At 60.4% G+C, this 25663-nt stretch carries 30 protein-coding genes; 11 read left to right on the top strand and 19 right to left on the bottom strand.

Translation table 11 applies throughout. From position 1 onward, the window contains the following. Positions 1 to 44: 44 nt before the first annotated feature. Together ACM6HV_RS07035 and prlC are read right to left on the bottom strand one after the other, a co-directional pair. Positions 45 to 329 (bottom strand): YheV family putative zinc ribbon protein, encoded by a 285-nt coding sequence (locus ACM6HV_RS07035; RefSeq protein ID WP_007962808.1) that lies wholly within the window; start codon positions 327 to 329, stop codon positions 45 to 47. Beyond that, positions 326 to 2404 (bottom strand): oligopeptidase A, encoded by a 2079-nt coding sequence (prlC, locus tag ACM6HV_RS07030; protein ID WP_174377004.1) that lies wholly within the window; start codon positions 2402 to 2404, stop codon positions 326 to 328. The genes ACM6HV_RS07035 and prlC overlap by 4 nt, the downstream gene beginning before the upstream one ends. 62 nt (positions 2405 to 2466) lie before the next feature. On the opposite strand from prlC, the gene ACM6HV_RS07025 reads away from it, so the two are divergent. Further along, positions 2467 to 3012, top strand: coding sequence for a gamma carbonic anhydrase family protein (locus ACM6HV_RS07025; RefSeq protein ID WP_414903835.1), 546 nt, complete (start codon positions 2467 to 2469; stop codon positions 3010 to 3012). A 28-nt stretch (positions 3013 to 3040) separates the two neighbouring features. Then, a complete protein-coding gene (locus tag ACM6HV_RS07020; protein WP_414903834.1) occupies positions 3041 to 3691 on the top strand; it encodes an HAD family hydrolase in 651 nt (216 codons plus the stop codon). Positions 3692 to 3800: 109 nt separating this feature from the next. Here the strand turns inward: ACM6HV_RS07020 and ACM6HV_RS07015 are convergent, their stop codons facing one another. Further along, the gene (locus tag ACM6HV_RS07015; protein WP_145593939.1) at positions 3801 to 4877 is read right to left on the bottom strand and encodes an aminopeptidase; all 1077 of its coding nucleotides are present in this window, start codon (positions 4875 to 4877) and stop codon (positions 3801 to 3803) included. A gap of 58 nt (positions 4878 to 4935) precedes the next feature. On the opposite strand from ACM6HV_RS07015, the gene ACM6HV_RS07010 reads away from it, so the two are divergent. Next, a complete protein-coding gene (locus ACM6HV_RS07010) occupies positions 4936 to 5358 on the top strand; it encodes a hypothetical protein (RefSeq protein ID WP_108181281.1) in 423 nt (140 codons plus the stop codon). 40 nt (positions 5359 to 5398) lie between these two features. Next, positions 5399 to 5818, top strand: a complete 420-nt coding sequence (locus ACM6HV_RS07005) for a lipoprotein (protein ID WP_041074745.1) — start codon at positions 5399 to 5401, stop codon at positions 5816 to 5818. A 6-nt stretch (positions 5819 to 5824) separates the two neighbouring features. On the opposite strand, the gene ACM6HV_RS07000 is transcribed toward ACM6HV_RS07005, so the two are convergent. Beyond that, positions 5825 to 6064 carry a DUF1161 domain-containing protein gene (locus ACM6HV_RS07000; RefSeq protein ID WP_414903833.1) on the bottom strand — a complete coding sequence of 80 codons (240 nt, stop codon included), beginning with the start codon at positions 6062 to 6064 and terminating at the stop codon, positions 5825 to 5827. Between the two features lie 215 nt (positions 6065 to 6279). After that, positions 6280 to 6711 (bottom strand): OsmC family protein, encoded by a 432-nt coding sequence (locus tag ACM6HV_RS06995; RefSeq protein WP_041074742.1) that lies wholly within the window; start codon positions 6709 to 6711, stop codon positions 6280 to 6282. A 240-nt stretch (positions 6712 to 6951) separates the two neighbouring features. Here ACM6HV_RS06995 and ACM6HV_RS06990 point away from each other — a divergent pair, with 240 nt between their 5' ends. Further along, a complete protein-coding gene (locus ACM6HV_RS06990; RefSeq protein WP_095667890.1) occupies positions 6952 to 7953 on the top strand; it encodes an LLM class flavin-dependent oxidoreductase in 1002 nt (333 codons plus the stop codon). Between the two features lie 166 nt (positions 7954 to 8119). On the opposite strand, the gene ACM6HV_RS06985 is transcribed toward ACM6HV_RS06990, so the two are convergent. Together ACM6HV_RS06985 and ACM6HV_RS06980 are read right to left on the bottom strand one after the other, a co-directional pair. Beyond that, positions 8120 to 8344, bottom strand: a complete 225-nt coding sequence (locus tag ACM6HV_RS06985; protein WP_041074738.1) for a DUF1161 domain-containing protein — start codon at positions 8342 to 8344, stop codon at positions 8120 to 8122. A gap of 124 nt (positions 8345 to 8468) precedes the next feature. Beyond that, on the bottom strand, positions 8469 to 8684 hold the full coding sequence (locus ACM6HV_RS06980; protein WP_027610201.1) for a dodecin: 216 nt from the start codon (positions 8682 to 8684) through the stop codon (positions 8469 to 8471). 157 nt (positions 8685 to 8841) lie between these two features. Between ACM6HV_RS06980 and ACM6HV_RS06975 the strand changes: the two genes are divergently transcribed. Continuing rightward, positions 8842 to 9168 carry a DUF883 family protein gene (locus ACM6HV_RS06975; protein WP_003220391.1) on the top strand — a complete coding sequence of 109 codons (327 nt, stop codon included), beginning with the start codon at positions 8842 to 8844 and terminating at the stop codon, positions 9166 to 9168. On the opposite strand, the gene ACM6HV_RS06970 is transcribed toward ACM6HV_RS06975, so the two are convergent. After that, a complete protein-coding gene (locus ACM6HV_RS06970) occupies positions 9141 to 10058 on the bottom strand; it encodes a LysR family transcriptional regulator (RefSeq protein WP_145593943.1) in 918 nt (305 codons plus the stop codon). The two genes, ACM6HV_RS06975 and ACM6HV_RS06970, sit on opposite strands and share 28 nt — an antisense overlap. Positions 10059 to 10172: 114 nt before the next feature. Here ACM6HV_RS06970 and trpB point away from each other — a divergent pair, with 114 nt between their 5' ends. The 3 genes from trpB (at position 10173) to ACM6HV_RS06955 (ending at position 12781) form a co-directional block, all read left to right on the top strand. Continuing rightward, positions 10173 to 11405: a tryptophan synthase subunit beta gene (gene trpB / locus ACM6HV_RS06965; RefSeq protein WP_041074734.1), complete on the top strand. Its 1233-nt coding sequence runs from the start codon at positions 10173 to 10175 to the stop codon at positions 11403 to 11405. Further along, positions 11405 to 12217 (top strand): tryptophan synthase subunit alpha, encoded by an 813-nt coding sequence (gene trpA, locus ACM6HV_RS06960; RefSeq protein WP_145593945.1) that lies wholly within the window; start codon positions 11405 to 11407, stop codon positions 12215 to 12217. The genes trpB and trpA overlap by 1 nt, the downstream gene beginning before the upstream one ends. A 123-nt stretch (positions 12218 to 12340) precedes the next feature. Further along, positions 12341 to 12781, top strand: coding sequence for an anti-virulence regulator CigR family protein (locus ACM6HV_RS06955; RefSeq protein WP_047297491.1), 441 nt, complete (start codon positions 12341 to 12343; stop codon positions 12779 to 12781). Positions 12782 to 12866: 85 nt separating this feature from the next. Here ACM6HV_RS06955 and ACM6HV_RS06950 read toward each other — a convergent pair whose 3' ends face one another. The 11 genes from ACM6HV_RS06950 to ACM6HV_RS06900 all read right to left on the bottom strand — a co-directional run bounded on the left by ACM6HV_RS06950 (position 12867) and on the right by ACM6HV_RS06900 (position 22988). After that, positions 12867 to 14828 carry a DUF4105 domain-containing protein gene (locus ACM6HV_RS06950; protein WP_414903832.1) on the bottom strand — a complete coding sequence of 654 codons (1962 nt, stop codon included), beginning with the start codon at positions 14826 to 14828 and terminating at the stop codon, positions 12867 to 12869. Continuing rightward, a complete protein-coding gene (locus ACM6HV_RS06945; RefSeq protein WP_041074727.1) occupies positions 14825 to 15145 on the bottom strand; it encodes a DUF2388 domain-containing protein in 321 nt (106 codons plus the stop codon). Before ACM6HV_RS06945 ends, ACM6HV_RS06950 begins: the two co-directional genes overlap by 4 nt. A gap of 43 nt (positions 15146 to 15188) precedes the next feature. Further along, on the bottom strand, positions 15189 to 15497 hold the full coding sequence (locus tag ACM6HV_RS06940) for a DUF2388 domain-containing protein (RefSeq protein WP_041074725.1): 309 nt from the start codon (positions 15495 to 15497) through the stop codon (positions 15189 to 15191). A 107-nt stretch (positions 15498 to 15604) separates the two neighbouring features. Next, a complete protein-coding gene (locus tag ACM6HV_RS06935) occupies positions 15605 to 15922 on the bottom strand; it encodes a DUF2388 domain-containing protein (protein ID WP_007962831.1) in 318 nt (105 codons plus the stop codon). 133 nt (positions 15923 to 16055) lie between these two features. Further along, positions 16056 to 16265 (bottom strand): DUF1127 domain-containing protein, encoded by a 210-nt coding sequence (locus ACM6HV_RS06930; protein ID WP_145593949.1) that lies wholly within the window; start codon positions 16263 to 16265, stop codon positions 16056 to 16058. A 254-nt stretch (positions 16266 to 16519) separates the two neighbouring features. Continuing rightward, positions 16520 to 16735: a DUF1127 domain-containing protein gene (locus tag ACM6HV_RS06925; protein WP_003220409.1), complete on the bottom strand. Its 216-nt coding sequence runs from the start codon at positions 16733 to 16735 to the stop codon at positions 16520 to 16522. Positions 16736 to 17055: 320 nt separating this feature from the next. Continuing rightward, positions 17056 to 18549 (bottom strand): acetyl-CoA hydrolase/transferase family protein, encoded by a 1494-nt coding sequence (locus ACM6HV_RS06920; RefSeq protein ID WP_414903831.1) that lies wholly within the window; start codon positions 18547 to 18549, stop codon positions 17056 to 17058. A 214-nt stretch (positions 18550 to 18763) separates the two neighbouring features. Further along, positions 18764 to 20197, bottom strand: coding sequence for an NAD(P)(+) transhydrogenase (Re/Si-specific) subunit beta (locus ACM6HV_RS06915; protein ID WP_086794131.1), 1434 nt, complete (start codon positions 20195 to 20197; stop codon positions 18764 to 18766). Next, positions 20197 to 20517, bottom strand: coding sequence for an NAD(P) transhydrogenase subunit alpha (locus tag ACM6HV_RS06910; RefSeq protein WP_414903830.1), 321 nt, complete (start codon positions 20515 to 20517; stop codon positions 20197 to 20199). Before ACM6HV_RS06910 ends, ACM6HV_RS06915 begins: the two co-directional genes overlap by 1 nt. Before the next feature lie 15 nt (positions 20518 to 20532). Further along, positions 20533 to 21654, bottom strand: coding sequence for a Re/Si-specific NAD(P)(+) transhydrogenase subunit alpha (locus ACM6HV_RS06905; protein WP_414903829.1), 1122 nt, complete (start codon positions 21652 to 21654; stop codon positions 20533 to 20535). A gap of 434 nt (positions 21655 to 22088) precedes the next feature. Beyond that, on the bottom strand, positions 22089 to 22988 hold the full coding sequence (locus ACM6HV_RS06900) for a LysR family transcriptional regulator (protein WP_121182972.1): 900 nt from the start codon (positions 22986 to 22988) through the stop codon (positions 22089 to 22091). A 157-nt stretch (positions 22989 to 23145) separates the two neighbouring features. On the opposite strand from ACM6HV_RS06900, the gene ACM6HV_RS06895 reads away from it, so the two are divergent. Both ACM6HV_RS06895 and ACM6HV_RS06890 read left to right on the top strand, forming a co-directional pair. Further along, positions 23146 to 24327, top strand: coding sequence for an acyl-CoA dehydrogenase (locus tag ACM6HV_RS06895; RefSeq protein ID WP_003220420.1), 1182 nt, complete (start codon positions 23146 to 23148; stop codon positions 24325 to 24327). Positions 24328 to 24340: 13 nt separating this feature from the next. Next, positions 24341 to 25561, top strand: coding sequence for a CaiB/BaiF CoA transferase family protein (locus tag ACM6HV_RS06890; protein ID WP_414903828.1), 1221 nt, complete (start codon positions 24341 to 24343; stop codon positions 25559 to 25561). Positions 25562 to 25663: the final 102 nt, after the last annotated feature.

Raw genomic sequence — 25663 nt, 5'->3', positions numbered from 1 at the left:
CCGCACCCTCCACGGCATTGCACCGTGGAGGGTTATTTGCCGGCTCAGTCTTCGGACTTTTTCTTCAGCTTCGGATTCGGAAAGAACTGCACGGCCTGGACCGTCTTGTCCGGCGCCGGCTTGAGCGCGCTGGTATTGACCCGCGTGCCCAGTTCCTTGGGAACCGACAGCCCTTGCTCGTTCAGCGTATCCGAGTAACCGCAGGCCACGCACTCGCGGTGCGGCACGCTGTCCTCGTTCCACATCATCAGTTTGTCCGGCTCGCTGCACGCCGGGCAGACAGCCCCGGCGATAAAGCGCTTCTTGGTAATCACAGGTGCCTCACTCATGCTGCTGCGTCCTCACTCAGGCCGCTATGGCGCAAGAGTGCGTCAATCGATGGCTCACGGCCACGGAAGTCGACGAACAGCACCATCGGGGCCTGCGAACCGCCACGCGCCAGAATCGCTTCGCGGAAGGCGCGACCGGTTTCGGCGTTGAGCACGCCATCCTCTTCAAATTTGGAGAAGGCATCCGCCGACAGCACTTCCGCCCACTTGTAGCTGTAATAGCCGGCCGCGTAACCGCCGGCGAAGATGTGCGCGAAGCTGTTGGGGAAGCGGTTGTACGCCGGTGGACGCATCACCGACACTTCGTCGCGCACGCCTTCCAGCACTTGCGCCACGCTGCGGCCGTCACCGTGAGTGGCGTGCAGTTCGAAGTCGAACAGCGAGAATTCCAGCTGCCGCACCATCATCAGCCCGGACTGGAAGTTCTTCGCCGCGAGCATTTTTTCCAGCAGATCCTGTGGCAGCGGCTCGCCGGTTTCGTAGTGACCGGAAATCAGCGCCAGGCCTTCCGGCTCCCAGCACCAGTTTTCCATGAACTGGCTTGGCAGCTCGACCGCATCCCACGCCACGCCGTTGATCCCGGAAACACCGGCGTGATCAACGCGGGTCAGCAGGTGATGCAGGCCGTGACCGAATTCGTGGAACAGGGTGGTCACTTCATCATGGGTCAGCAGCGCAGGCTTGCCGCTGTCGGCCGGGGTGAAGTTGCACACCAGGTTGGCCACCGGGCTTTGCAGCACGCCGTCGACGGTGCGGCGACGGTCGCGGGCGCCGTCCATCCACGCGCCGCCCCGCTTGTTGGCGCGGGCGTAGAGGTCGAAGAAGAAGCGCCCGACGTGCTGGCCGTTTTCCTTGATTTCGAACAGGCGAACATCCGGGTGCCAGGTGTCGAAGCCTTTCAGCTCGGCGATCTCGATGCCGTACAGACGCTGAACGATGGCGAACAGGCCGCCGAGGACTTTATCGATCGGGAAGTAGGCGCGCAGGGTTTCCTGGGCGACGCTGTAGCGCTGCTCGCGGAGTTTTTCCCCGTAGAAACCGCTGTCCCAGCTCTGCAGATCGGCGCAGCCCTGTTCGGCGGCGAAGGCGCGCAGCTGCTGCAGATCCTGCGCGGCAAACGGTTTGCTGCGCTTGGCCAGGTCGCGCAGGAAGCTCAGCACCTGATCGCTGGACTCGGCCATTTTCGTAGCCAGGCTCAGCTCGGAGAAGCTGGCGAAGCCCAGGAGTTTTGCCAGTTCCTGACGCAGGTCGAGGATCTCTTCCATCACCGGGCCGTTGTCGTTCTGCCCGGCGTTCGGGCCTTGATCCGACGCACGGGTGCAGTAGGCGGCGTAGACTTCCTCGCGCAGGGCACGATCCTGGGCGTAGGTCATCACCGCGTAGTAGCTCGGGAATTCCAGGGTGATCAGCCAGCCATCAAGGCCTTTGGCCTGGGCGGCAGCGGCCATTTGCGCCTTGGCCGAGTCGGTCAGGCCGGCGAGGGCAGCTTCGTCGGTGATGTGCTTGGTCCAGGCTTGCGTGGCGTCGAGCAATTGGTTGGAGAAGCGACTGCCCAGCTCGGACAGTTTGCTCTGCACTTCCGCGTAACGCTTCTGTTCGGCTTCCGGCAGGTCGATACCCGACAAACGGAAATCGCGCAGGGCGTGTTCCAGAATGGTTTTTTGCGCCACGTCGAAATTGGCGGCTTCCGGGCTGTTGGCCAGCGCTTCATAAGCCTGGAACAGCTCGCGGTTCTGCCCCATCTCGGTGGAGTAGGCGCTCAGGGCCGGCAGGCACGACTCGTAGGCTTCGCGCAGTTCAGCGCTGTTGCACACGGCGTTGAGGTGGCTGACCGGGCTCCAGGCAGCGCCGAGGCGATCGTTGAGTTCGTCCATTGCCAATACCAGGCCGGCCCAGGTCGGGTTCTCGACTTGAGTCTTGAGGATTTCGGCGATGGCGGCGCGGTTGTCGGCCAGGATGGTTTCAATGGCTGGCAGCACGTGTTCGGCACGGATCGTGGAGAACGGCGGCAGGTCGTAGGACTGCAGAAGAGGGTTGTTCACGCTCACGGTTGGCACCTTGGCTGGGAGAAACATGCGCCCATCTTAATTACAATCGGCACTCACCGCAGCTATCGGCGACAGAGAGAGAAATTATCGTGTCCGTTCGCAAGTACCAGAATCACACCCCGCAGCTCGGTAAAGGCGCGTTTATCGACGCCTCCGCGGTGGTGATCGGCGACGTCGAAATCGGCGAAGACAGCTCCGTGTGGCCGCTGACCGTGATCCGTGGCGACATGCACCGCATCCGCATCGGTGCGCGCACCAGCGTGCAGGACGGTTGCGTGTTGCACATTACCCACGCCGGTCCATTCAACCCGGACGGTTTTCCGTTGCTGATCGGCGATGACGTGACCATCGCTCACAAGGTCATGCTGCATGGCTGCAGCGTTGGCAGCCGCGTATTGATCGGCATGGGCAGCATTGTCATGGATGGCGCGCAGGTCGAGGATGACGTGATCATCGGCGCCGGCAGCCTGGTACCACCGGGCAAGCGCCTGGAAAGTGGTTTCCTGTACGTGGGCAGCCCGGTGAAACAGGTCCGTCCGCTGACCGACAAGGAACGCGCCTTCTTCACCTACAGCGCGGCGAACTACGTGAAGCTCAAGGACCTGCATCTGGCCGAAGGCTACGACCAGCTCTGAATCGACCTACACCTGCTCAGGATTTCTCATGCATTACCAGACCGTACTGTTCGACCTCGATGGCACCCTGACTGACCCGCGTGAAGGCATCACCCGTTCCATCCAGTTCGCTTTGAGCAAGCTCGGCATCGACGAGCCGGACCTGAGCAAACTCGAACACTTCATCGGCCCGCCGTTGTTGCAGGCGTTCATGCAGTTCTATGGCTTCGACGAGGCCAAGGCCTGGGAGGCGGTGAATTTCTATCGCGAGCGCTTCAAGGTCACCGGCCTGTACGAAAACCGTGTGTTCGAGGGCGTCACGCCGCTGCTGGAAACCCTGAGCGGCCAGGGACGACAGCTGTATATCGCCACCTCCAAGCCTTGGGAGTTCGCCCGGGAAATTGCCCGGCACTTCGACTTCGCCAAACACTTCAAGGTGATCTACGGCAGTGAGCTGGATGGCACGCGGACCAACAAGGTCGAGCTGATTGCGCATCTGATCGCTAAAGAAGGGCTGGATCCGCGCAACACGCTGATGATCGGCGATCGCAAGCACGACCTGATCGGCGCGCACAGCAACGGCGTGGACGCGGCGGCGGTGGGGTATGGGTTTGGCAGTTTTGCAGAGTTGAGCGCTGAGGCGCCGGCTTATCACTTTGAAACGCTGGCCGAATTGCATCAGGCGTTTTTGCGGCGTTGATGAAATTGCTTTCGCGAGCAGGCTCGCTCCCACTGGGGATTTTTGTTGCACCCCGCTTCAATGTGGGAGCGAGCCTGCTCGCGAAGAGGCCAGTTCAGCCAATGCGAAATCAGGATTCTGCCAGCGCTCTTAGTGCCGCCTTGCGCTCAGCCACCGGCAGTTCACCCAACTTCTCGACCTCAACATAAAACCGCCCCCAATCCCCGCCAACCTGCCTGAACAACGCCGCAAACGCCGGCACCCACTGGTCATACAGCCCAAACGGCAACAACCGCGCATTGTTCAGCGGCAGATTCACCCACGCGTCATAACGCTTGTCCCCAGCCCACTGGCTGTCGCGCATGACCCGGTAATCGCGCCGAAACTGCTCGAACGTCGCCGCTTTGCGTTCGCGCATCTGCTCGGCCGGTAGCGGCTGGGCGTAGAGCTTTTCCAGGCGTGAGCGTGTTTCCAGCACCAGCTCAATGAACTGATCACGCTGCTTTAGCCGCGAGTCGGTATCCGCAGGCAGGCCACGAAACGCCCGCCACTGGCGGGTGCCCTCCTGCTCGACAAACGTGGCGAAGGACTCGTTGAACTCGGTGTCGTCCTTCACATAGAAGCGCTGATGCGCCAGTTCGTGAAAGATCAGCGTGGCCAGGCGCTCATCGCCCCAGCCCATCATCGAATTGAGGATCGGGTCATTGAACCAGCCGAGGGTCGAATAGGCCTCGACGCCGCCAATCGACACATCCATGCCTTGCAGACGCTGGATCGCCGCTTCGCCGCGCGCGGCGCTCTGGCTGTAGTAGCCGCGATAGGCCACGCAACCGGCGATCGGGAAGCAATGGTTCTGCGGCTTCAGGGAAAACTCCGGGGTGGCGAACACGTTCCACACCACATAGGGCCGGCCGATGTCGGCGTACAGCCGATAGCTCTGGTTGTCCGGCAGGTGCAGGTGTTCGCTGGCAAAGTTCCGGGCCTTCTGTGACTGGCTCAGGTGCGTGCGCAGCTTGGCGTCGCGGCTCGGGTCGGCGATCACCTTGGCCACTGGCTCGCGCGCGCGCAGCAACTGCAATTGGCCGCTCGCCAACTGGCTGTAATAGCTGACGCTGGAACAACCGTTGAGCAACAAAAACATCACCCCCGGAAACAAAATCCGAAAAACGCGATCAAGTAACCCATGGCTTGGAAGCGGCCTGCTCAAAATAAAAATCCTTTGGAAAGTCTGCCCGCAAGACTATCCCGCCATTTGGAGCTTCGCTATGCGCATGTTGTTGCTGACAGGAGGCCTGCTGACGCTGGCCGGATGTGCCGGATTCGGAATGCCCGACCCTGACCCCTCGCAAGCCTGGATCGATCTCGATGCCCGGCAACAGGACACGGCGCTGCAAGCGCTGAAGGTCGATGACAAGGCGACCGTCGACAAACGTTATTTTGAGGTCGAGCCCGGCAGCCACCAATTACAGGTGCGCTACCAATTCCCGGTCGAAGCCACCAACATCGGCCCCGATGCCGAACCGCTATGGCGCGACTGCCAGTTGAATTTGAAATTCAAGGACTTCAACGCCGGTCAGCGCTATCAGCTGCAAGCTGGCAGCATCGGTTTCCGGCCATGGGCGAAGCTCTATGACGAGCAGCACAATGTGGTCGGCCAAGGTACGCCGGCAGGCTGTCAGCGCACGTGATCAGCGCTATGCTGGAAGTCTGAATCCTTGGACATCCATCATGCGCAAGTTGATGTTGTTGCTCGCAGTCGGCGCTATCGCCGGCTGCCAGACGCCACTGCCACCGGTCGATCCGCAAATGGCCTGGGTCGACTTCTCAACCCCGACCCCCGGCGGAAAACTGCTCATGGCCGAGCGCCTGGACAATCAACGGCTGACCGATGGGCGTTTCTTTCAGGTCACGCCTGGTAGCCACGAGCTGCGGGTGCGGTTTGACTTCGAGGTGTTTGGTGGCGGCGGTGCGCTGATGACCGGCCCGATCGAGCGGCTGTGCTACCTGTACATCCGCTACGACCATTTCGAAGCCGGCCAGCGTTATTTGCTGGAAGGTCGCTCGCTAGGGTTCACCCCGAGTGCCCGCCTGTACAACGCCAAGCATGAGATCGTAGCCGAGGATCACGACATGGACTGCCTCAGCTGAGACGGATCAGTTGTCGTTCTTCTGGTAAATGATTGCCTTGCTGCCGTTTTCACAGGTGCCCACGACCATGGCCACGTCGTGCTTGTCGGCCTCTTCCTTGCTGACGATTTCCAGCGTGTAGGACGGCACGGCGTTCGCCTGGATCTTTACTTCGATTTCTTTTCTGAGTTCTTCGCAGTCTTTCGGTGTCGCAAAAACCGAAGTGGCCAGTGCACTGCAGAGGATCGCCAAGCCAATACGTTTCATATCCTGAAGCTCCATGGGGCAGCGCGCACGGGCGTGCGCTGAAGCTGCTGTCACTTATTCGACCATATTCTTGCAGCGCAGGTTCTGATGTCGCTCACATCTTCAGCAATTGCGGTGCTATCCAGTCCACCTTCGCGAGCAGGCTCGCTCCCACATTTGAAATGCATTCCAAAGTGGGAGCGAGCCTGCTCGCGAATGGGTCAGTCAGCGCCGACTTAGCTGACCAGCGAAGCCTCAAGGGTAATCTTCGCATTCAATACCTTGGACACCGGGCACCCTTCCTTCGCCTTGGTGCTCAGTTCTTCAAACTGCGCCTGAGTCGCCCCCGGGATTTTCGCCTTGAGAATCAGTTTGACTGCAGTGATAGCAAAGCCGCCATCCACTTGGTCCAGTGTGACCTCTGCCTGAGTATCGATGCTCTCGGCCTTCAGACCCGCATCACCGAGAATCATCGAAAACGCCATGGAAAAACAGCCGGCATGCGCGGCGCCGATCAGTTCTTCCGGGTTGGTGCCCTTACCGCCCTCGAAGCGGGCCTTGAAGCCGTAAGGCGCTTCTCTGAGGACGCCGGTCTCGGTAGAGATCGAGCCGATGCCGGTTTTCAGATCGCCTGCCCAATGTGCGGATGCTTTCTTCACGATAGCCATGTCTGCCTCCTCAAGATCTGGCGCGAAACGCCGCGCCGTCGTGGATTTTGCTTGCAAGGCTTCTGAGGATAGACGCCGGGACAAAGTTCAGCTCAGGTGAATCGTTGACTTTTTTAGTAGGATTTTTCCCTCAGCTATTGAAACTCGGGTATATGCCCTCATTGCACAGAACACGCTTATGAATTCGGCAGGTTTTCGTTCGCAAGAAAAAACCTGCACCCCACTCGGAGACGCAGGTTTATGAAGCAACTGTCCGACGTAAAGTTTTCCACCCTCGATCTGGTGCCGGTGCGCGAGAACGGTAGCCCGGCGCAATCGCTGCGCAACTCGCTGGACCTGGCGCAGCACGTCGAGAAATTCGGCTACACCCGCTTCTGGGTGGCCGAGCACCACAACATGGACGGCATCGCCAGCTCCGCCACCTCGGTGCTGTTGGGATATCTGGCCGGGGGGACTTCGACGATTCGCGTCGGTTCTGGCGGAGTAATGCTGCCCAATCACGCACCGCTGGTGATCGCCGAGCAGTTCGGCACTCTTGAAAGCCTGTACCCGGGACGCATCGATCTGGGGCTGGGCCGCGCGCCCGGCTCCGATCAGATGACGGCCCGCGCTCTGCGCCGCGAGCGCTCCGGCAGTGCCGACGATTTCCCGGAAGACGTCGCCGAGCTGGCCCGCTTCCTCGGCCCGCGCACTCCGGATCAACGGGTGATCGCCATGCCCGGCACCGGCACCCATGTGCCGATCTGGCTGCTCGGCTCCAGCCTGTTCAGTGCGCAACTGGCCGGTGAGCGCGGCTTGCCGTACGCCTTCGCCTCGCACTTCGCTCCACGTTTCATGCATGAGGCGATTCGCGTCTATCGCAACCACTTCAAGCCCTCGGCGGTGCTCGATAAACCGTACGTGATGCTCGGGGTGCCGCTGGTGGCGGCGGATACCGATGAGCAGGCCGATTATCTGGCGACGTCGGTGTATCAGCGAATTCTGGCGTTGATGCGTGGGCAGAGTCTGGTGCAGCGTCCGCCGGTGAAAACCATGGACGGCCTGTGGCTGCCCCATGAGCGCGAGGCGGTGGGGGATTTCCTCGGCCTGGCGATGGTCGGCAGTCCGCAGAAGATTCGCGCGAAACTGGAAGTGCTGGTCGAGCAGACTCAGGCCGACGAGCTGATTTTCACCTGTGATCTGTATGAACACGCCGATCGCGTGCATTCCTACGAACTGCTGGCGCAGGTCATGAAGGGATAAACGCCGCCCCCTGTAGGAGCTGTCGAGTGAAACGAGGCTGCGATCTTTTGATCTGCTTTTTTAAAGCCAGGATCAACAGATCGCAGCGTGCCGCAGCTCCTGCATGTAAATCATCGCCCACAAAAAAGCCGACGCCTTCGCGTCGGCTTTTGCATTTCAGGCGCGATCAACCGCGTTTGTAGACGATTTCCTTGGCGCCGCCTTCACAGGTGCCGACGACTTTGCCGTCAGCGGCCGCACCCTTGTCGACGACTTCCAGCGAATACCCGGAAACGTGCTTGGCATCCAGCTTCGCCGCGATCTCGCTTTTCAACTCTTCACAAGGCTTGCCAGCAGCAAACGCGCCACCCGCAAGGCTCAACAAACCTACTGCCAATATGAACTTCTTCATCGGTCGCACTCCCTGGTCGGATTAAAAGAGGCGGGCACCGGCTATGCCGATGCGCTCACCTTGTAGCGCTTTGCCATTCCTATGGCACTCGGCCAGCGCGCAAGTTCAGAAGCGTAGCCCAAACTCAGCTGCTGGCAATGCGGAAGCCGACTTTGAGGGTTACCTGGAAATGCGCAGCCTTGCCGTCCTTGATGTGGCCACGCGTCTCGACCACTTCAAACCACTCCAGATGCTTGATGCTCTTGTTGGCTTCGGCCAGCGCGTTGTTGATGGCGTCTTCGATGCTGCTGGTGGACGAGCCGACCAGCTCGACTTTCTTGTAGGTGTGATGGTCACTCATGGCGATCTCCTTGACGTGTGGATTTGAGACTAGCAGTGAATCTGCACTGTTGATTTCGGCGGCTCGATGCACGTGAAGTTCAGATTTTCTGCACTTTCTCAAACCGTTGAAGTCCCAACCAACACACGCCACTCATCACCAATGCAGGAGAGCCACCATGGCCAACACCTCTTTACGTAAAGCCTCGTTGCAAAGCATGGAAGCCGAGATCGAGAGTCTGCTCAAATCGTTGGAAAGCCTCAAAGACGATGCTTCGGACGAGTCGCGCAAGACGCTCAAGGCACTCAAGAGCAACGCTGAAAGCGCGCTGAAACATTCGCGCAGCCTGCTCAGCGACGCCTATGAAGAAGTCAAAGTGAAAACCCGTGAGACCGGCATCGCCACCCGCGATTACGCTCAGGAACATCCTTGGACTACCGCCGGTGTGGCGGTCGGTGCAATCGGTCTGCTGGCCGCTTACCTGCTGTTCAAGCGCGGCGAGTGATCTGTCTGGCGCAGCTCGTTCTTGAGCCACTGCGCCAGTTGCCGGGCGCGCCCGTCTGCGGCGCGCTTGGGTAGCCACAACGCCAGTTGCGCCGGGGTTTCGCAGAAGCCCCACGGTGCAACCAGGCGACCGGCCTTCAAGTCTTCGGCCACCAGCGGCTCGGGCGCGATTGCCACGCCGAGTCCGGCCACTGCGGCTTCCAGCAGATAATACAAATGCTCAAAACCTTGCCCCAACTTCAACGCTTTGGCGTCGAGGTGATTTTGCTGTGCCCAGCTCGGCCAGGCTTGCGGGCGCGACGTGGTGTGCAACAGCGGCTCGCTGAGCAAGGCTGACGCCGGCGCTGCCTGCAGGCGTTGATAACCGCTGAACAGCGGGCTCAGCACAGGGCCGATGCGTTCTGCGGCCAGTTCGTAGACCTGCATGTCTGCCGGCCATGGCGGCTCGGCGAACAATAGCAAAGCGTCGAGTCCGGGGCGCCGTGGATCGAGGTCACCTTCACCCGCTGACAGGTGCAGACGCAAGTCCGGCAGATCGGCGTTGAGCCGCCCCAGGCGTGGGATGAACCAGCGTGCCAGCAGACTTCCCGAACAGCCAAGCACGAACGGCGCGTCAGCGGTGCTCTGCGTCAGCTCGGCACACACACTGCGCAATCGATCAAAGGCCTCGCCGCTGGCGTCTCGTAGTCGAACACCGGCATCTGTGAGTTTCAAGCCGCGACCGTCCTTGACGAACAGGCTTACGCCGAGATGCTCCTCCAGCACTTTCAACTGACGGCTGACCGCCCCGTGGGTGACGTGCAGCTGTTCGGCCGCCTGACTGACGCTGTTCAGCCGGGCGGTGGCTTCGAACGCGCGCAAGGCGTTCAGCGGGGGAAGGTCGTGGCTCATGGTATCTGTGAGTTTTCCTGACAGGTTATGGCGATCTTATCGGTTTTCAGCCTGGAAGGTCAGGGGTAGAGTGGGCGCCATTGTCTTCTCACCCGAATTCACCTGGAGCACATCATGACCCAGACTTCGAACACCTCCAACCTGCGCAGCGGCCCTGACGATAACGGCCTGTTCGGTGCGTTCGGCGGCCGCTACGTGGCGGAAACCCTGATGCCGTTGATCCTCGATCTGGCCCGCGAATACGAGGCGGCCAAGGAAGATCCGGCGTTCAAGGAAGAGCTGGCCTACTTCCAGCGTGACTATGTCGGTCGTCCGAGCCCGCTGTATTTCGCCGAGCGTCTGACCGAGTTCTGCGGTGGCGCGAAGATCTACCTAAAGCGCGAAGAGCTGAACCACACCGGCGCGCACAAGATCAACAACTGCATCGGCCAGATTCTGCTGGCGCGGCGCATGGGCAAGAAACGCATCATCGCCGAGACCGGCGCCGGCATGCACGGCGTGGCGACTGCCACCGTGGCCGCACGTTTCGGTCTGGATTGCGTGATCTACATGGGCACCACGGACATCGAGCGGCAGCAGGCCAACGTGTTCCGCATGAAGCTGCTGGGCGCCGAAGTTATTCCGGTGGTGGCCGGCACCGGGACGCTGAAAGACGCGATGAACGAAGCGCTGCGTGATTGGGTGACCAACGTTGACAGCACCTTCTACCTGATCGGCACCGTGGCCGGCCCGCACCCGTACCCAGCCATGGTGCGCGACTTCCAGGCCGTGATCGGCAAGGAAACCCGCGAGCAGCTGCAAGCCCAGGAAGGTCGTCTGCCGGACAGCCTGGTGGCGTGCATTGGCGGCGGTTCCAACGCCATGGGCCTGTTCCACCCGTTCCTCGACGATCAGAGCGTCGAGATCATCGGCGTCGAAGCCGCCGGTTACGGCATCGAAACCGGCAAGCACGCGGCCAGTCTGAACGGCGGCGTGCCGGGCGTGCTGCACGGTAACCGTACCTTCCTGCTGCAGGACGACGACGGCCAGATCATCGACGCCCACTCGATTTCCGCCGGTCTCGATTATCCGGGCATTGGCCCTGAGCACGCCTGGTTGCATGACATCGGCCGCGTTCAGTACACCTCGGTCACCGACGACGAAGCCCTCGCTGCGTTCCACCAGTGCTGCCGCCTCGAAGGCATCATCCCGGCGCTGGAAAGCGCTCATGCGTTGGCTGAAGTGTTCAAACGCGCGCCGAAACTGCCGAAGGATCACCTGATGGTGGTCAACCTGTCCGGCCGTGGCGACAAAGACATGCAGACCGTCATGCATCACATGGAACAGTCCAAGCAGGAGAAACACTGATGAGCCGCCTGCAAACCCGTTTTGCCGACCTCAAGCAACAGAATCGCGCCGCGCTGGTGACCTTCGTCACCGCCGGTGATCCGGACTACGACACCTCGCTGGCGATTCTCAAAGGCCTGCCGGGCGCTGGCGCCGACGTGATCGAGCTGGGCATGCCGTTCACTGACCCGATGGCCGACGGCCCGGCGATTCAACTGGCGAACATCCGTGCCTTGGGCGCCAGGCAGAATCTGGCGAAAACCCTGCAGATGGTGCGTGAGTTCCGCGAAGGCAACAACGATACGCCGCTGGTGCTGATGGGCTACTTCAACCCGATCCACATGTATGGCGTTGAGCGTTTTATCGCTGATGCCAAAGACGCTGGTGTCGATGGTCTGATCGTGGTCGACATGCCGCCGGAGCACAACGCCGAGCTGTGCGATCCGGCGCAGGTTGCCGGTCTGGACTTCATCCGCCTGACCACCCCGACCACTGACGATGCGCGTCTGCCGAAAGTGCTCAATGGCAGCTCGGGCTTCGTTTACTACGTGTCGGTGGCCGGTGTGACCGGTGCCGGTGCCGCGACTCTGGAGCATGTCGAAGAAGCGGTGGCTCGCCTGCGTCGACACACTGATCTGCCGATCAGCATCGGCTTCGGTATCCGTACTCCGGAGCAGGCGGCGTCCATCGCCCGCCTGGCGGACGGTGTGGTGGTGGGCTCGGCACTGATCGATCACATCGCCAATGCGACCACGCCGGCGCAGGCGGTCGATGGCGTGCTGGGTCTGTGCAAGGCGCTGTCCGAAGGCGTGCGTCAGGCCCGCGTCAGCTGAAGGTAAAGTTCCTGATACAGAGGAATTAGCCCCTCGCAACACAGCCTAATTGAGCAAGACCGAGGGATTCAGAACCACGTTCTGAATCCCTTTTTTGCTGTTGGTGCCGTGAGGAAAGACCCGATGAAAATGCCGAAACGTCTGATTGCCGGACTGGGCGTGCTGATGCTCAGCGCGACGCCGCTGCTGGCCAGCGCCGATCCACGCGATGATCATGACCACGGCGGCCCGCAACCGGGCCACTACGATAACCGTGGTGACGATCACCGTGGCCCGCAGAACGATCACCGTGGTGGCCCGCCACACGATTTCGGCCCGGTGCGGCAGACCATTCGCGACAACCACGGCTACTTCGTACGTGGCGCACCGCCACCACCGGGCATCCATCTGGAACGCGGCCGGCCGTTGCCGCACGGGTATTACGGCGAGCGGCTGGACGGGCGGGCGCTGAGCCGTCTGCCGGTGTATCCGGGTTATGAGTGGCGCCGGGCCGGTGGGGACATTGTGCTGATCGCGGTGGGTACCGGGATCGTTTACGAAATTCTGGACGGTGTTTTGTACTGATTTACAGGCAGTAAAAAGATCGCAGCCTGCGGCAGCTCCTACATTTATCTCTGTAGGAGCTGCCGCAGGCTGCGATCTTTTGCTTTTAAGGCAACTCCAGCCCGCCGGAGGCCTTGTGCAGTTTGCGCAGGTGCTCGCCGATCTGCTTCACGTTGGCTTCGCTGGCGGCAATCTCGGCCGCTCGCTTGGGCTCCAGCAACTTGCGCACTTCCTTGTCCAGATCGCCACTCAGCGCCAGCAGTTGTTTCTGGCGTTGGCTGCTTTCGTCTTGCAGGCGCTTGAACTCGCTCGGTTGCGGCAAACCGTAACCGCGGCTGTCGAGCAGTTCCGCCGGACGACTGAGGAAGCCGCTGTTGGCGAGAATTTCCTGCAGGGTCGCGTTGGCCTTGTCCATGCCACCGTTCTCCAGCTCCCGGGCACCGAGGTAGCGTTGCTTGACCTCATCCTGGGCCAGCAGCAACTGGCGGCGATAACTCGCCTGTTCCAGCAGCAACAACGCCGCACTGGTGCGCAGGTCGGCGCGTTCGAACCACTGCCGGCGTTCTTCGGCAGACAGCGATAGCCAGTCCTCGACGGTGGTCTGTTTGATCGGCAACTGCTTCTTCAACACATCGAACATCGCCTGATAGCGATCGCGGAACGAGTCGAAGCGATAGCCCAGGCGCAAGGCTTCCTTGGGGTCGTCCAGCACGCTGGTGTCGGCCAGGCCACGACCTTTCAATACTTCCAGCAAGCCATTGGGCATGATGCTGTCCAGACCGACCAATTGCTTGTTGTTGCTGCCGCTGCGCAACAACTTGAGACTTTCCACGGCGCAGTTGTTGGACAGGAAGAAGTAGTTGCCGTCGTAACTCCAGTGCATCTCGGCGGCGTGTTCGACCACCTCTTCAATTTCCTTGCGCGACAGGTTCAGCGGTACCGAAGCGAGGCTGCGCAGTTCGGTCTTGGTGTATTCGTCGATGACCTGTGCGAGTGGCAGCACGAACAGCCGTGACGGGTACTTGCCGACCAGTCCGTCCCAGCTCGACAGCTGCACGTCACCGACAAAGGCGCGGTATGACAGCACCAGGTGCTGGTCGAGGTCGAGCCGGCAATCCGGGCCCCGTGGTCGTCCCGGTGCACAGATCACCAGGCGCAGCATGCTGTGGCCCCAGCGGCTGACCCAGTTCTGGTTGGCTTCGGCCAGCAAGTAGTCGACGGCATACACCCGCTCCGGATCGACTTGCCCCAGCGGCTGTTTGGCGAAGTCGTTGCCGGCATTGAGGAAGGCGAAGGTGTTGCTGCAGGTGTCCTTGGCCGGTGGTGCCCAGCCGAAGCGCTCCTTGTAGTAGCGATAGAGCGCAGGACGTCGGCAGGCGTAGCTCGGGTCGAGGAGGAAATACTCCATGTTGACCGCGACAAACTCTTTCGGACTGGAAATCTCGTACAGATCCGGGCTGCGGGCCACCTGGCGGTTGTGCTGTTCACGCTCGCCGCGCCGCCCGACGTACTGTTGCCAGCCGGCGAGGTCGAGCAGGCGCGGGTCATCGCTGAGGGTGAAGCGGCGTTCGGTCTGGCCGCGACACTCGTCGGGAATGCCGATCAGGCCGGCGCTGTTGCTGCGGCGAGTGCAGCGCTGGATCAGCGTACGCTCGGCGGTGGGCCACAGGCGCGCGCGGTCATAAATGTGGGTGAGCTCGTGCAACACGGTTGCCAGCAGTTCCTGGCGCACGGTGCCGTGAGGGCGATTGGTTTTTTCTTTGGCCGCGCTGCCGTCGGTGAGGCTGGCGAGCAGTTTGCGGTTCAGGTCGAGTTCGGCAACCAGGGTCGCCTGGCCGTAGGCGTTGCCGGGCATGTCGTCGGACCAGCCGACGTCGATGCGCCGGTCCAGCTGTTCGACGAAGCTGGGCGGCAGCTTCTGCATCGCTTCATCGAGCAGCGCCTGACTGGCCTGTTGCTGGGCGGGGCTCAGACCGTCGGTCTTGAGCCGCAATTGCAGGCTGGCGTGGGCGCTGTTGCCAAGCAGCAACAACGCCCCGGCCAGTAGCCAGGCGCCGAGTGACTTCACAGGGCAAGAATGGCTTCGGCGAGCACCTGATCGCTGGCGTCGCGGGCTTCCGGCACGCGGGTGCGCAAGGTGTTGAGGGCGGCTTCCAGGTGCGCACCACGGATATCGCCGTTGGTGGCAACAAAACTGGCGGCATCGTCATGGGCTTCGCGGATGATTTTCGAATCGCGAATCGACGTGGTGGTATCGGAGGTGAAATCGATGGTGCGCTGGGAGGCACGAACGATGATGTTACTGGTGGCTACCAGGGTGTGCGCCTGGGCCACGTCGGCCAATACAAACAGGCCAAGGGCGGCAGCAATCAGCGGGCTACGCATGGAACGACTCCGGAAGGGCAATGATAACGAAGGACTGAGATAACTATTGGACGAGAATTGCCTGTGCCAGTTCAAGGTCGCTGACATGAAGTTTTGGTCGGGATTTGCGCAGGTAATGCAGGGCGGATTCGAGCTGCGCGCCGCGCAATTCGCCGTCACTGGCAACAAACGCCGCCGCGTCATCATGAGCGGCGATGATCAGTTTACGGTCGAATGGCGCGGAAGACACCATTCCGGTGGCCCAGACCGTCACCACCGTATTTTGCGTGGAGACATCAAAGGCATCGACCGACGTCGCCCAGCAGGCGCTGAACAAGGCACAAGGGATAAGCAGGTTGGTCAGAAAACGCATGGGACTCGATAACGGTTAGCGAGTCTCAAGGCTAGCGTAATGCCCGGGCCAGAGCCAGTGGCGAAACATCGGGACACGACTGGCGTGCCCCGTCTGGCAACGTCCGATCAGATCGCCAGAATGGCTTGCGCCAGTTGGAAGTCGGTCGCGTTGAGTTGTGGTGCCTGGTGGCGGATCAGGTCCAGGGCGCTTTCCAGTTTGACGCCGCGGATCTGGCCTTCGCTGGCGACGAAGCTGGCTGCGTCGTCACGGGCAGCGATCACGACTTTGTTGTCACGCAGCGAAGAGCTGACGTCGGACGTGGCGTCCGAGGAGGACTTCAGCGCGCCAACCACGGCGTCGGTGGTGACGATGAAGCTGGAGGCACTGGCGTTGGCAGCCACGGCCAGCAAGGCGGCAGCGCTGAGCAGGCGAAGACGGGACATGGTGTATCTCCTGATAGTAAACCGTATTGAGAGGTGGCTTGTGTCTGAGACTCAGACGCGGGTTACAGAAGATTCGCCACGTTCTGGCATGGATATTAGGCCTGCGCGCAAGGTTCGGACAGTGGGCAGAATGCTAGCGCCAGAAGGGTTTCTCCAGTTCGTTGAGCCGATCGGCGTGGCTCAGACCCAGATCCGCGAGGTCGCGTTGCCCCAGCTGGGCCAACAAACGCCGCGTCCTGGCGCGCTCCAATCCCTGCCACAGGCTACGAACCAGACGCCGCAGCAGGTGCGAGTGAACGAGGGGTTGAATCGACGATGTCGAAACATCTTGTAAGTCTTTCATGGCATTTTCCTTAAGCCGAGGAGGGTTAAGGACAGTTTGCGCCCGATGCAGCTTTACCGGCACATACAACGATGAAGAATTGTACTGGTGCAGATTTGGATTATTGAGAACTGTACCTGTTGTTTGAATAATCTGCTGTACGGGCCTTTCGAACCCTGAAACGACAAGACCCGTCGCGGTTTCCCGCGACGGGTCTTGTGTGTTCAATTCGGGTTGCTGGCGGTGGGTCTAGCGACCAGAGCCAGCGACGCTACTTAGCGCCAGAACGGCTTGCTCAGCTCTTCGTAGCGTTGTGCTTCGCTGATACCGGCGTCAGCCAGCAGACGCGAATCCAGACGAGCCAGTTGGTGGCGGCTGGAGATGCGGCGCTGCCACAACATCAGGTTGGCGATAACGCGCAGAGGCAGGGAAGCCTGGGTTTTTGCAGCTTTGTCTTCGAAGAACAGTTCGGAACTGAGTGTACGTTCCATGGTTGACATCCTTCCGCTTGTGGCGGGATCAGGTAGTGGTTTAACTGGTGCCCATGATCCTCTCGTTTGCCTAGTCTCTCTAGATACAGTTCAACTGTATTGTGAGTGACCAGTTAACTGTTTATAGGTGGTGTATGGGTCAAAATTGAGCAAACTGTACCTGTCCGCACTTTTGTGGTGCGTTTTTGCTCAAATTGAGGGAGAGAGTAGGCGAAAGCCGTAGGAAACAACCAGTACAGCAGTACAGTTTTTGCCGAATGAGAAGGATGGAAAAACCGCTGACACAAACTGTGTTTGCATCAGCGGTTTGACTGTACGAATTACACCGCAAGCATGCGACCGGTTTCTTCCAGGTTCATGTGCCAGCTCAGGGCTTCGCGCAGGATGTGCGGGGTATGACCGCCGATGGCGCAGGCGGCGGTGAAGTAGTCATTCAGCGCCTTGCGGTAATCGGGGTGCACGCAGTTATCGATAATCACCCGGGCACGTTCGCGCGGGGCCAGGCCGCGCAGGTCGGCCAGACCGATTTCGGTCACCAGGATGTCGACGTCATGCTCGGTGTGGTCGACGTGGCTGACCATCGGCACCACGCTGGAAATGGCGCCTCCCTTGGCGATCGACTTGGTCACGAACACCGCGAGGTGCGCGTTGCGCGCGAAGTCGCCCGAGCCACCAATGCCGTTCATCATCCGCGTGCCGCAGACATGGGTGGAGTTGACGTTGCCATAGATGTCGAACTCCAGCGCAGTGTTGATGCCGATGATACCCAGGCGGCGCACCACTTCCGGGTGGTTGGAAATCTCCTGCGGACGCAGCACCAGTTTGTCCTTGTACTTCTCCAGATTGCCGAACACGTCGCTGTTGCGCCGCTCCGACAACGTGATCGAGCTGCCCGAAGCGAAACTCAGCTTGCCGGCGTCGATCAGGTCGAAGGTCGAGTCCTGCAGTACTTCGGAATACATGGTCAGGTCTTCGAACGGCGAGTCGATCAGGCCGCACATTACCGCGTTGGCAATGTTGCCGATCCCGGCCTGCAACGGGCCAAGCTTGTTGGTCATGCGCCCGGCATCGACTTCCTGTTTGAAGAAAGTGATCAGGTGTTCGGCAATGGCGTTGGTGTCGGCATCCGGGGTCGACACCGTGGACGGCGAATCCGCTTGCTGGGTGATGACGATGGCGACGATTTTTTCCGGTGGAATCGGGATCGCGGTGCTGCCGATACGGTCGTCGACTTTTACCAACGGGATCGGCGTGCGCGTCGGGCGGTAGGTCGGGATATAGATGTCATGCAGGCCTTCGAGGTTGGCGTTGTGCGCCAAGTTGATCTCGACGATTACCTGTTTGGCAAAAATCGCGAAGCTGGCCGAGTTGCCCACCGAGGTAGTCGGCACGATGTGGCCCTGCTCGGTGATGGCCACGGCTTCGATCACTGCGATGTCCGGCAGCTTCAGTTGCTGATTGCGCAGTTGCTCGACGGTTTCCGACAGGTGCTGGTCGATGAACATCACTTCGCCGGCGTTGATTGCCTTGCGCAAGGTGCTGTCGACCTGAAATGGCATGCGTCGCGACAGCACGCCGGCCTCGGTCAGCTGTTTGTCGAGGTCGTTGCCCAGGCTGGCGCCGGTCATCAGGCTGATCTTCAGCGGCGTGACCTTGGCTCGCTCGGCCAATGCGTGAGGGACGGCTTTGGCTTCGCCGGCGCGGGTGAAGCCGCTCATGCCGACGGTCATACCGTCTTCAATCAGCGCGGCGGCGTCGGCGGCGCTCATCACTTTATCCAACAACGAAGGCAGGCGAATACGGTCACGGTACATGGATTATTTTCTCGGGAAGCGAGTATCAGGATGCGCAGTCTAGTGAATTTCGCGGGCGCCTGTCCCGCTACCAAGGTCGCAAACGAGGCGTCTATTTAGCGGGTTTGAAGTAAAACACCGTTACCGGATCTGCAACAACGTGGCAAATTGTCCGACGTTTTGCGCAAACGAAAACGCCCCGACAAGTCGGGGCGTCCGGTGCAACGGTGGAGGATTACTCCACCGCTTTGACCATGTCCTCGATGACCTTCTTCGCGTCGCCGAACACCATCATGGTTTTGTCCAGGTAGAACAGTTCGTTGTCCAGACCGGCATAGCCGCTGGCCATCGAGCGCTTGTTGACGATGATGGTCTTGGCCTTGAACGCTTCGAGAATCGGCATGCCGGCAATCGGCGATTTCGGATCGTTCTTGGCGGCCGGGTTGACCACGTCGTTGGCGCCGAGCACCAGCACCACATCGGCCTGGCCGAACTCGGAGTTGATGTCTTCCATCTCGAACACTTGGTCGTAAGGCACTTCGGCCTCCGCGAGCAGGACGTTCATGTGCCCGGGCATGCGACCGGCCACCGGGTGGATCGCGTACTTCACGGTCACGCCACGGTGGGTCAGCTTCTCGGTCAGCTCTTTCAACGCATGCTGCGCGCGGGCCACCGCCAGGCCGTAGCCCGGGACGATGATCACGGTGTCGGCGTTGGTCAGCAGGAAGGTCGCGTCATCCGCCGAACCGGATTTCACCGGACGGGCTTCTTTCGCACCGGCGGGTCCTGCGTCGGCCGTATTGCCGAAACCACCGAGCAGTACATTAAAGAAGGAACGGTTCATCGCCTTGCACATGATGTACGAGAGGATTGCGCCGCTCGAACCCACCAGCGAGCCGGCAATGATCAGCATCGAGTTGTTCAGCGAGAAGCCGATACCCGCTGCCGCCCAGCCCGAATAGCTGTTGAGCATCGACACCACCACCGGCATGTCGGCACCACCGATCGGGATGATGATCAGCACACCCATCACGAACGCCAGCGCCAGCATCAGCGCGAACGCGGCGAGGTTGCCGGTGAGCATGAAGGTCACGCCGAGCACCAGCGTCGCCAGGCCCAGAACTGCGTTCAGCTTGTGCTGACCGCTGAACTGTACCGGTGCACCCTGAAACAGGCGGAACTTGTACTTACCCGACAGCTTGCCGAAGGCGATCACCGAACCGGAGAAGGTGATTGCACCGATCGCCGCACCGAGGAACAGTTCCAGACGATTACCCGCCGGGATCGAATCGCCCAGTTGCTTGACGATGCCAAGCGATTGCGGCTCAACCACCGCAGCAATCGCGATGAACACCGCCGCCAGACCGATCATGCTGTGCATGAAGGCGACCAGCTCCGGCATCTTGGTCATTTCAACGCGCTTGGCCATGATCGAACCGGCAGTGCCGCCGATCAGCAGGCCGACGATCACATAGCCGATACCGGCAGTCGCCAGCTCGGCACCCAGCTTATAGATGAGGCCGATGGTGGTGAGAATGGCCAGCGCCATGCCGAGCATGCCGAACAGATTGCCGCGCCGCGAGGTGGTCGGGTGCGACAGGCCTTTGAGGGCCTGGATGAAGCAGATCGACGCGATCAGGTAGAGCGTCGTGACGAGATTCATGCTCATTACTTCGGCGCCTCTTCTTTTGCTTTCGGGGCTTTCTTCTTGAACATCTCAAGCATGCGGCGGGTGACCAGAAAGCCACCGAACACATTGACCGCCGCCAGTGCCACGGCGAGGGTGCCCATGGTCTTGCCCAGCGGCGTGACGGTCAGCGCAGCAGCGAGCATGGCGCCGACGATCACAATCGCCGAAACGGCGTTGGTCACCGCCATCAACGGCGTGTGCAGCGCAGGTGTAACGTTCCAGACCACGTGGTAACCGACATAAATCGCCAGCACGAAGATGATCAGGTTGTAGATACCGGGGGAGATAAGCTCTTCCATCGTCTGAATCCCTGCTTAGGCGTTTTTGCGGATGACTTGGCCGTCGCGGCACATCAGGCACGCGGCGACGATGTCGTCTTCGAGGTTGATGTCGAACTGGCCTTCTTTGGTGAACACCAGCTTGAGGAAGTCCAGCAGGTTGCGGGCGTACAGCGCCGAAGCATCTGCGGCGACTTCACCGGCGAGGTTGGTCGGGCCGACGATGGTCACGCCGTTCTCGACCACCACTTGATCGGCGACGGTCAGCGGGCAGTTGCCGCCCTGGGCTGCCGCGAGGTCGATGACCACCGAGCCCGGCTTCATCTGCGCCACGGTGTCTGCGCTCAACAGTGTCGGCGCCTTGCGGCCCGGGATCAGTGCGGTGGTGATGACGATGTCGGCCTGCTTGGCGCGCTCGTGCACAGCCTGGGCCTGACGCTGCATCCAGCTTGCCGGCATTGGCCGCGCGTAACCGCCGACACCGACCGCGCATTCGCGCTCTTCGTCAGTTTCGTAAGGGACGTCAACGAACTTGGCGCCGAGGGATTCGATCTGTTCCTTCACCGCCGGACGAACATCAGACGCTTCAATCACCGCGCCCAGACGTTTCGCCGTGGCAATCGCCTGCAACCCGGCCACGCCTGCGCCGAGAATCAGCACGCGCGCCGCTTTCACGGTGCCCGCCGCAGTCATCAGCATTGGCATGAAGCGCGGATAGTAGTGCGCGGCCAGCAACACAGCCTTGTAGCCGGCAATGTTCGCCTGCGACGACAACACATCGAGACTCTGCGCCCGAGAGGTGCGCGGCGCCGCTTCCAGGGCGAACGCGGTAATCCCGCACTCGGCCATTTTGGCGATGGTTTCGTTATTGAAGGGGTTGAGCATGCCAACCAGCACCGCGCCGCGCTTGATCAGCGCCAGTTCGGCGTCGCTGGGGGCGACTACTTTGAGAATCAGCTCGGCACCGAACGCATCGCTGGCACTGCCAATGGTTGCGCCCGCCGCTTCATAGGCACTGTCGACAACGCTGGCTTTGACGCCGGCGCCGGTTTGCACAGTGACCTTATGACCTTGGCTGATCAGCTTTTTAATGGTTTCCGGGGTTGCAGCAACCCGTGTTTCACCGGTCTGGGTTTCGAGAGGAACACCAATGTGCACGTCAAATCTCCTGCGTGATCTTATTGAGTAAACCCAGGCACTGCGGATGGTGCGACTGGGGCGGCCGATCAGCACGATCCCGCCAAATCAGGGCGGGGCGCGGCATTTTGCAGGCGAACTTTATGCCCTTCAAGGGATTATGACGGGTGACGGAAAATTAACTACAAGTCATCCCGTGACCGAATGTCGCAGATGGCCAGTTGAATCCCTTACAGACCGTGCCTTACAAGGATTCTGGCTGAATCTGAAAAAAATTCTCATCGGCGGCGTGAATAGGACGTAATGAGTCGCCGATAGAGGCTCAAAGCCACGTCCGCAGGAGCTTGTGGGACGTCTGTACGACTTTCGGATACAGTCTGCGATTTTGCGACAAATACTTATATCTGTAGGGCTTTGAATTTCCTGACTACCGGGTTAGTAATTGTTGTAAGCCTTCATCCTTCTAGGCTGTAGCTGTTTGCCTGATTGACCAGCCAATCGCGAAATGCCTTGAGTGACGCCGATTCGACCTTGCGCTCCGGAATCATCAGGTAATACGCCTTGATGCTGGAGAGTGCATCCGGGTTGGCGATCACCAAGCGTTTCTCGGCCAGTTCGCGTTGAATCAGGAACGGTGGAATCAGCGCGATCCCCATGTCGTGCATGGCCGCCTGGGCCAGCATGGAGAATAGTTCGTAGCGTGGGCCTGTCATGTCGCGGGGGATGTTCAGGTGCTGTGAGTTAAACCATTGGCGCCAGGCGTAAGGGCGAGTGGTTTGTTGCAGCAACGGCAGTTCGGCGATCTCGTCAGCCGTCAGATGCGTTCTATTGCCGAGTAGGGCAGGGCTGCACACCGGCATCGGATTTTCGCCCATCAGTCTGTGGGATTCGGTACCCGACCAATCGGCGTCACCGAAGTAGATCGCTGCGTCGAAATCAGTATCGGCAAACAGGAACGGGCGGGTGCGGTTGGTCAGGTTAACTGTCACTTCCGGGTGCTTGAGCTGGAAATCCTTGAGCCGTGGCAGCAGCCATTGCGTGCCGAAAGTGGGCACCACCGCCAGTTCGATCACGTTGGTGCCCTGTTGGCCCATGACCGAGAGCGTGTCGCGCTCTACGGCATCGAGTTGCGTGGCCACCCGACGGCTGTAGGAAAGCCCCGCTTCCGTCAGCTTCACACCGCGTCGCGAGCGTCGGAACAGTTCCACACTGAGGAACTCCTCAAGGCTGGCAATCTGTCGGCAAATGGCGCCTTGGGTGAGGGAAAGTTCTTCGGCAGCCTTGGTAAAGCTTTCGTGGCGAGCGGCGGCTTCGAAGCTGATCAGGGCGGTGGTGCTGGGGATCTTCCTGCGCATGTACGTCAACCTCACTAATGCGCCGCTTAAAAGGCATTCAGCGACGTTTCGGAGTGAGAAATTAGCACAACAGGATGCGAAATCCTCGTTTGCCGCGCTGGCGAACCGGGCCTAGGATCAATGCCACGTCAATTCACCGATTTACGAGGACACACTCATGGGCGGTAAAGCTAGCTTCAACTGGATCGATCCCCTGCTGCTGGATCAACAGCTCACCGAAGAGGAGCGCATGATCCGTGACACCGCCGCCCAGTTCGCTCAGCAGAGCCTGGCGCCACGCGTGCTTGAAGCTTTCCGCCATGAGAAAACCGATCCGGCGATCTTTCGCGAAATGGGCGAAGTCGGTCTGCTCGGCGCGACCATCCCTGAGCAATACGGTGGCAGCGGTTTGAACTACGTCAGCTACGGTCTGATTGCCCGTGAAGTGGAGCGCGTCGACTCCGGCTACCGTTCCATGATGAGCGTACAGTCCTCGCTGGTGATGGTGCCAATCAACGAATTCGGCACCGAAGCGCAGAAACAGAAATACCTGCCGAAATTGGCGTCCGGCGAATGGATCGGCTGCTTCGGTCTGACCGAACCCAACCACGGTTCCGATCCGGGCGCGATGATCACCCGTGCGCGCAAAGTCGACGGCGGCTACAGCCTGACCGGCGCCAAGATGTGGATCACCAACAGCCCGATCGCCGACGTATTCGTGGTCTGGGCCAAGGACGATGCCGGCGACATTCGTGGCTTTGTCCTGGAGAAAGGCTGGAAGGGCCTGAGCGCACCGGCGATTCACGGCAAGGTTGGCCTGCGCGCATCGATCACCGGCGAAATTGTCATGGATAACGTGTTTGTTCCGGAGGAGAACATCTTCCCCGACGTGCGTGGTCTGAAAGGTCCGTTCACTTGCCTCAACTCGGCGCGCTACGGCATCTCCTGGGGCGCGTTGGGCGCTGCCGAATTCTGCTGGCACACCGCTCGCCAGTACACCCTTGATCGTCAGCAGTTCGGTCGCCCATTGGCCGCGACTCAGCTGATCCAGAAGAAGCTGGCCGACATGCAGACCGAGATCACTCTGGCGCTGCAAGGTTGCCTGCGTCTGGGGCGCATGAAGGATGAAGGTACTGCGGCGGTCGAAATCACCTCGATCATGAAGCGCAACTCCTGCGGCAAGTCGCTGGATATTGCCCGGATGGCCCGTGACATGTTGGGGGGCAACGGTATTTCCGACGAGTTCGGTGTGGCCCGTCACCTGGTCAACCTGGAAGTGGTGAATACCTATGAAGGTACTCACGACGTTCACGCGCTGATCCTGGGTCGCGCGCAAACCGGTCTGCAGGCGTTCTATTAACAGGAGAGCGACCATGGGCGCGCTGTCGCATCTGCGGGTACTGGATTTATCGCGCGTGCTGGCCGGGCCGTGGGCCGGGCAGATACTTGCCGACCTTGGCGCCGAGGTGATCAAGGTCGAGCGTCCGGGCAATGGCGATGACACGCGCGCCTGGGGGCCGCCCTTCCTCAAGGACGCATACGGGGAAAACACCAGCGAGGCGGCTTACTACTTGTCGGCCAACCGCAACAAGCAATCGGTGACGATCGACTTCACTCGGCCTGAAGGTCAGAGTCTCGTGCGGGAGCTGGCGGCGAAGTCGGACATTCTCATCGAGAACTTCAAGGTCGGGGGGCTGGCCGCCTATGGGCTGGACTACGAATCGCTGAAGGCGATCAATCCGGACCTGATCTATTGCTCGATCACCGGCTTCGGTCAAACCGGGCCGTATGCCAAGCGCGCCGGTTATGACTTCATGATCCAGGGGCTGGGCGGGCTGATGAGCCTGACCGGTCGCCCTGAAGGTGATGAAGGCGCCGGGCCGGTGAAGGTGGGTGTGGCGCTGACGGACATCCTTACTGGTTTGTATTCGACCGTGGCGATTCTGGCAGCGCTGGCTCATCGTGATCACGACGGCGGCGGGCAACACATCGATATGGCGTTGCTGGATGTGCAGGTCGCCTGCCTGGCCAATCAGGCGATGAATTACCTGACTACGGGCAATGCCCCCAAGCGTCTGGGCAATGCGCATCCGAACATCGTGCCTTATCAGGACTTCCCGACGGCTGATGGTGATTTCATTCTTACCGTTGGCAATGACGGCCAGTTCCGCAAGTTTGCCGAGGTGGCTGGACAGCCGCAGTGGGCGGACGATCCGCGTTTCGCGACTAACAAGCTGCGGGTGGCTAACCGCGCGGTGTTGATTCCGCTGATTCGTCAGGCAACGGTATTCAAGACCACCGCCGAATGGGTGGCGCAGTTGGAGCAGGCGGGCGTGCCGTGTGGGCCGATCAATGATCTGTCCCAGGTGTTTGACGATCCGCAGGTGAAAGCACGTGGGTTGGCGATAGAGCTGCCGCATGCACTGGCAGGAATGGTCCCGCAGGTAGCGAGTCCGATCCGGCTGTCGCAAACGCCTGTCGAATACCGTCGCGCGCCTCCTTTATTGGGCGAGCATACGCTGGAGGTTCTGCAGCGGGTGTTGGGTATGGGCGCTGGCGCCGTGGAGGCACTCAAGGCTGATAGGGTGCTTTGAAATACTCTCTATATAGAAGGAGTGGTTTTCCAGCTTATATATAGAAGCAGCTGTGTGTTTTTTAACCGGTCTGTAAGTTGTTGAAAGAAAACTGAAATTAAT

The sequence above is a fragment of the Pseudomonas sp. IT-P260 genome, assembly GCF_949768395.1.
Lineage (GTDB): Bacteria > Pseudomonadota > Gammaproteobacteria > Pseudomonadales > Pseudomonadaceae > Aquipseudomonas > Aquipseudomonas parakoreensis.
The sequence above is the reverse complement of the archived record's forward strand: the minus strand, read 5'-3'. Positions and strand labels throughout refer to the sequence as shown.

Excerpts from the sequence above, each read along its gene's own strand:
- ACM6HV_RS07010 (WP_108181281.1), top strand. The coding sequence starts at position 4,936 with ATGCGCATGTTGTTGCTGACAGGAGGCCTGCTGACGCTGGCCGGATGT.
- ACM6HV_RS06910 (WP_414903830.1), bottom strand. The coding sequence starts at position 20,517 with ATGGAAGAGCTTATCTCCCCCGGTATCTACAACCTGATCATCTTCGTG.
- ACM6HV_RS06915 (WP_086794131.1), bottom strand. The coding sequence starts at position 20,197 with ATGAGCATGAATCTCGTCACGACGCTCTACCTGATCGCGTCGATCTGC.
- ACM6HV_RS06955 (WP_047297491.1), top strand. The coding sequence starts at position 12,341 with ATGAAAATGCCGAAACGTCTGATTGCCGGACTGGGCGTGCTGATGCTC.
- ACM6HV_RS06925 (WP_003220409.1), bottom strand. The coding sequence starts at position 16,735 with ATGGAACGTACACTCAGTTCCGAACTGTTCTTCGAAGACAAAGCTGCA.
- trpB (WP_041074734.1), top strand. The coding sequence starts at position 10,173 with ATGACCCAGACTTCGAACACCTCCAACCTGCGCAGCGGCCCTGACGAT.
- ACM6HV_RS06900 (WP_121182972.1), bottom strand. The coding sequence starts at position 22,988 with ATGCGCAGGAAGATCCCCAGCACCACCGCCCTGATCAGCTTCGAAGCC.
- ACM6HV_RS06980 (WP_027610201.1), bottom strand. The coding sequence starts at position 8,684 with ATGAGTGACCATCACACCTACAAGAAAGTCGAGCTGGTCGGCTCGTCC.
- trpA (WP_145593945.1), top strand. The coding sequence starts at position 11,405 with ATGAGCCGCCTGCAAACCCGTTTTGCCGACCTCAAGCAACAGAATCGC.
- ACM6HV_RS06945 (WP_041074727.1), bottom strand. The coding sequence starts at position 15,145 with ATGCGTAGCCCGCTGATTGCTGCCGCCCTTGGCCTGTTTGTATTGGCC.
- ACM6HV_RS06890 (WP_414903828.1), top strand. The coding sequence starts at position 24,341 with ATGGGCGCGCTGTCGCATCTGCGGGTACTGGATTTATCGCGCGTGCTG.
- ACM6HV_RS07035 (WP_007962808.1), bottom strand. The coding sequence starts at position 329 with ATGAGTGAGGCACCTGTGATTACCAAGAAGCGCTTTATCGCCGGGGCT.
- prlC (WP_174377004.1), bottom strand. The coding sequence starts at position 2,404 with ATGTTTCTCCCAGCCAAGGTGCCAACCGTGAGCGTGAACAACCCTCTT.
- ACM6HV_RS06990 (WP_095667890.1), top strand. The coding sequence starts at position 6,952 with ATGAAGCAACTGTCCGACGTAAAGTTTTCCACCCTCGATCTGGTGCCG.
- ACM6HV_RS07005 (WP_041074745.1), top strand. The coding sequence starts at position 5,399 with ATGCGCAAGTTGATGTTGTTGCTCGCAGTCGGCGCTATCGCCGGCTGC.
- ACM6HV_RS06940 (WP_041074725.1), bottom strand. The coding sequence starts at position 15,497 with ATGCGTTTTCTGACCAACCTGCTTATCCCTTGTGCCTTGTTCAGCGCC.
- ACM6HV_RS06920 (WP_414903831.1), bottom strand. The coding sequence starts at position 18,549 with ATGTACCGTGACCGTATTCGCCTGCCTTCGTTGTTGGATAAAGTGATG.
- ACM6HV_RS06995 (WP_041074742.1), bottom strand. The coding sequence starts at position 6,711 with ATGGCTATCGTGAAGAAAGCATCCGCACATTGGGCAGGCGATCTGAAA.
- ACM6HV_RS06895 (WP_003220420.1), top strand. The coding sequence starts at position 23,146 with ATGGGCGGTAAAGCTAGCTTCAACTGGATCGATCCCCTGCTGCTGGAT.
- ACM6HV_RS06975 (WP_003220391.1), top strand. The coding sequence starts at position 8,842 with ATGGCCAACACCTCTTTACGTAAAGCCTCGTTGCAAAGCATGGAAGCC.
- ACM6HV_RS06985 (WP_041074738.1), bottom strand. The coding sequence starts at position 8,344 with ATGAAGAAGTTCATATTGGCAGTAGGTTTGTTGAGCCTTGCGGGTGGC.
- ACM6HV_RS07000 (WP_414903833.1), bottom strand. The coding sequence starts at position 6,064 with ATGAAACGTATTGGCTTGGCGATCCTCTGCAGTGCACTGGCCACTTCG.
- ACM6HV_RS06970 (WP_145593943.1), bottom strand. The coding sequence starts at position 10,058 with ATGAGCCACGACCTTCCCCCGCTGAACGCCTTGCGCGCGTTCGAAGCC.
- ACM6HV_RS06935 (WP_007962831.1), bottom strand. The coding sequence starts at position 15,922 with ATGTCCCGTCTTCGCCTGCTCAGCGCTGCCGCCTTGCTGGCCGTGGCT.
- ACM6HV_RS06930 (WP_145593949.1), bottom strand. The coding sequence starts at position 16,265 with ATGAAAGACTTACAAGATGTTTCGACATCGTCGATTCAACCCCTCGTT.
- ACM6HV_RS07020 (WP_414903834.1), top strand. The coding sequence starts at position 3,041 with ATGCATTACCAGACCGTACTGTTCGACCTCGATGGCACCCTGACTGAC.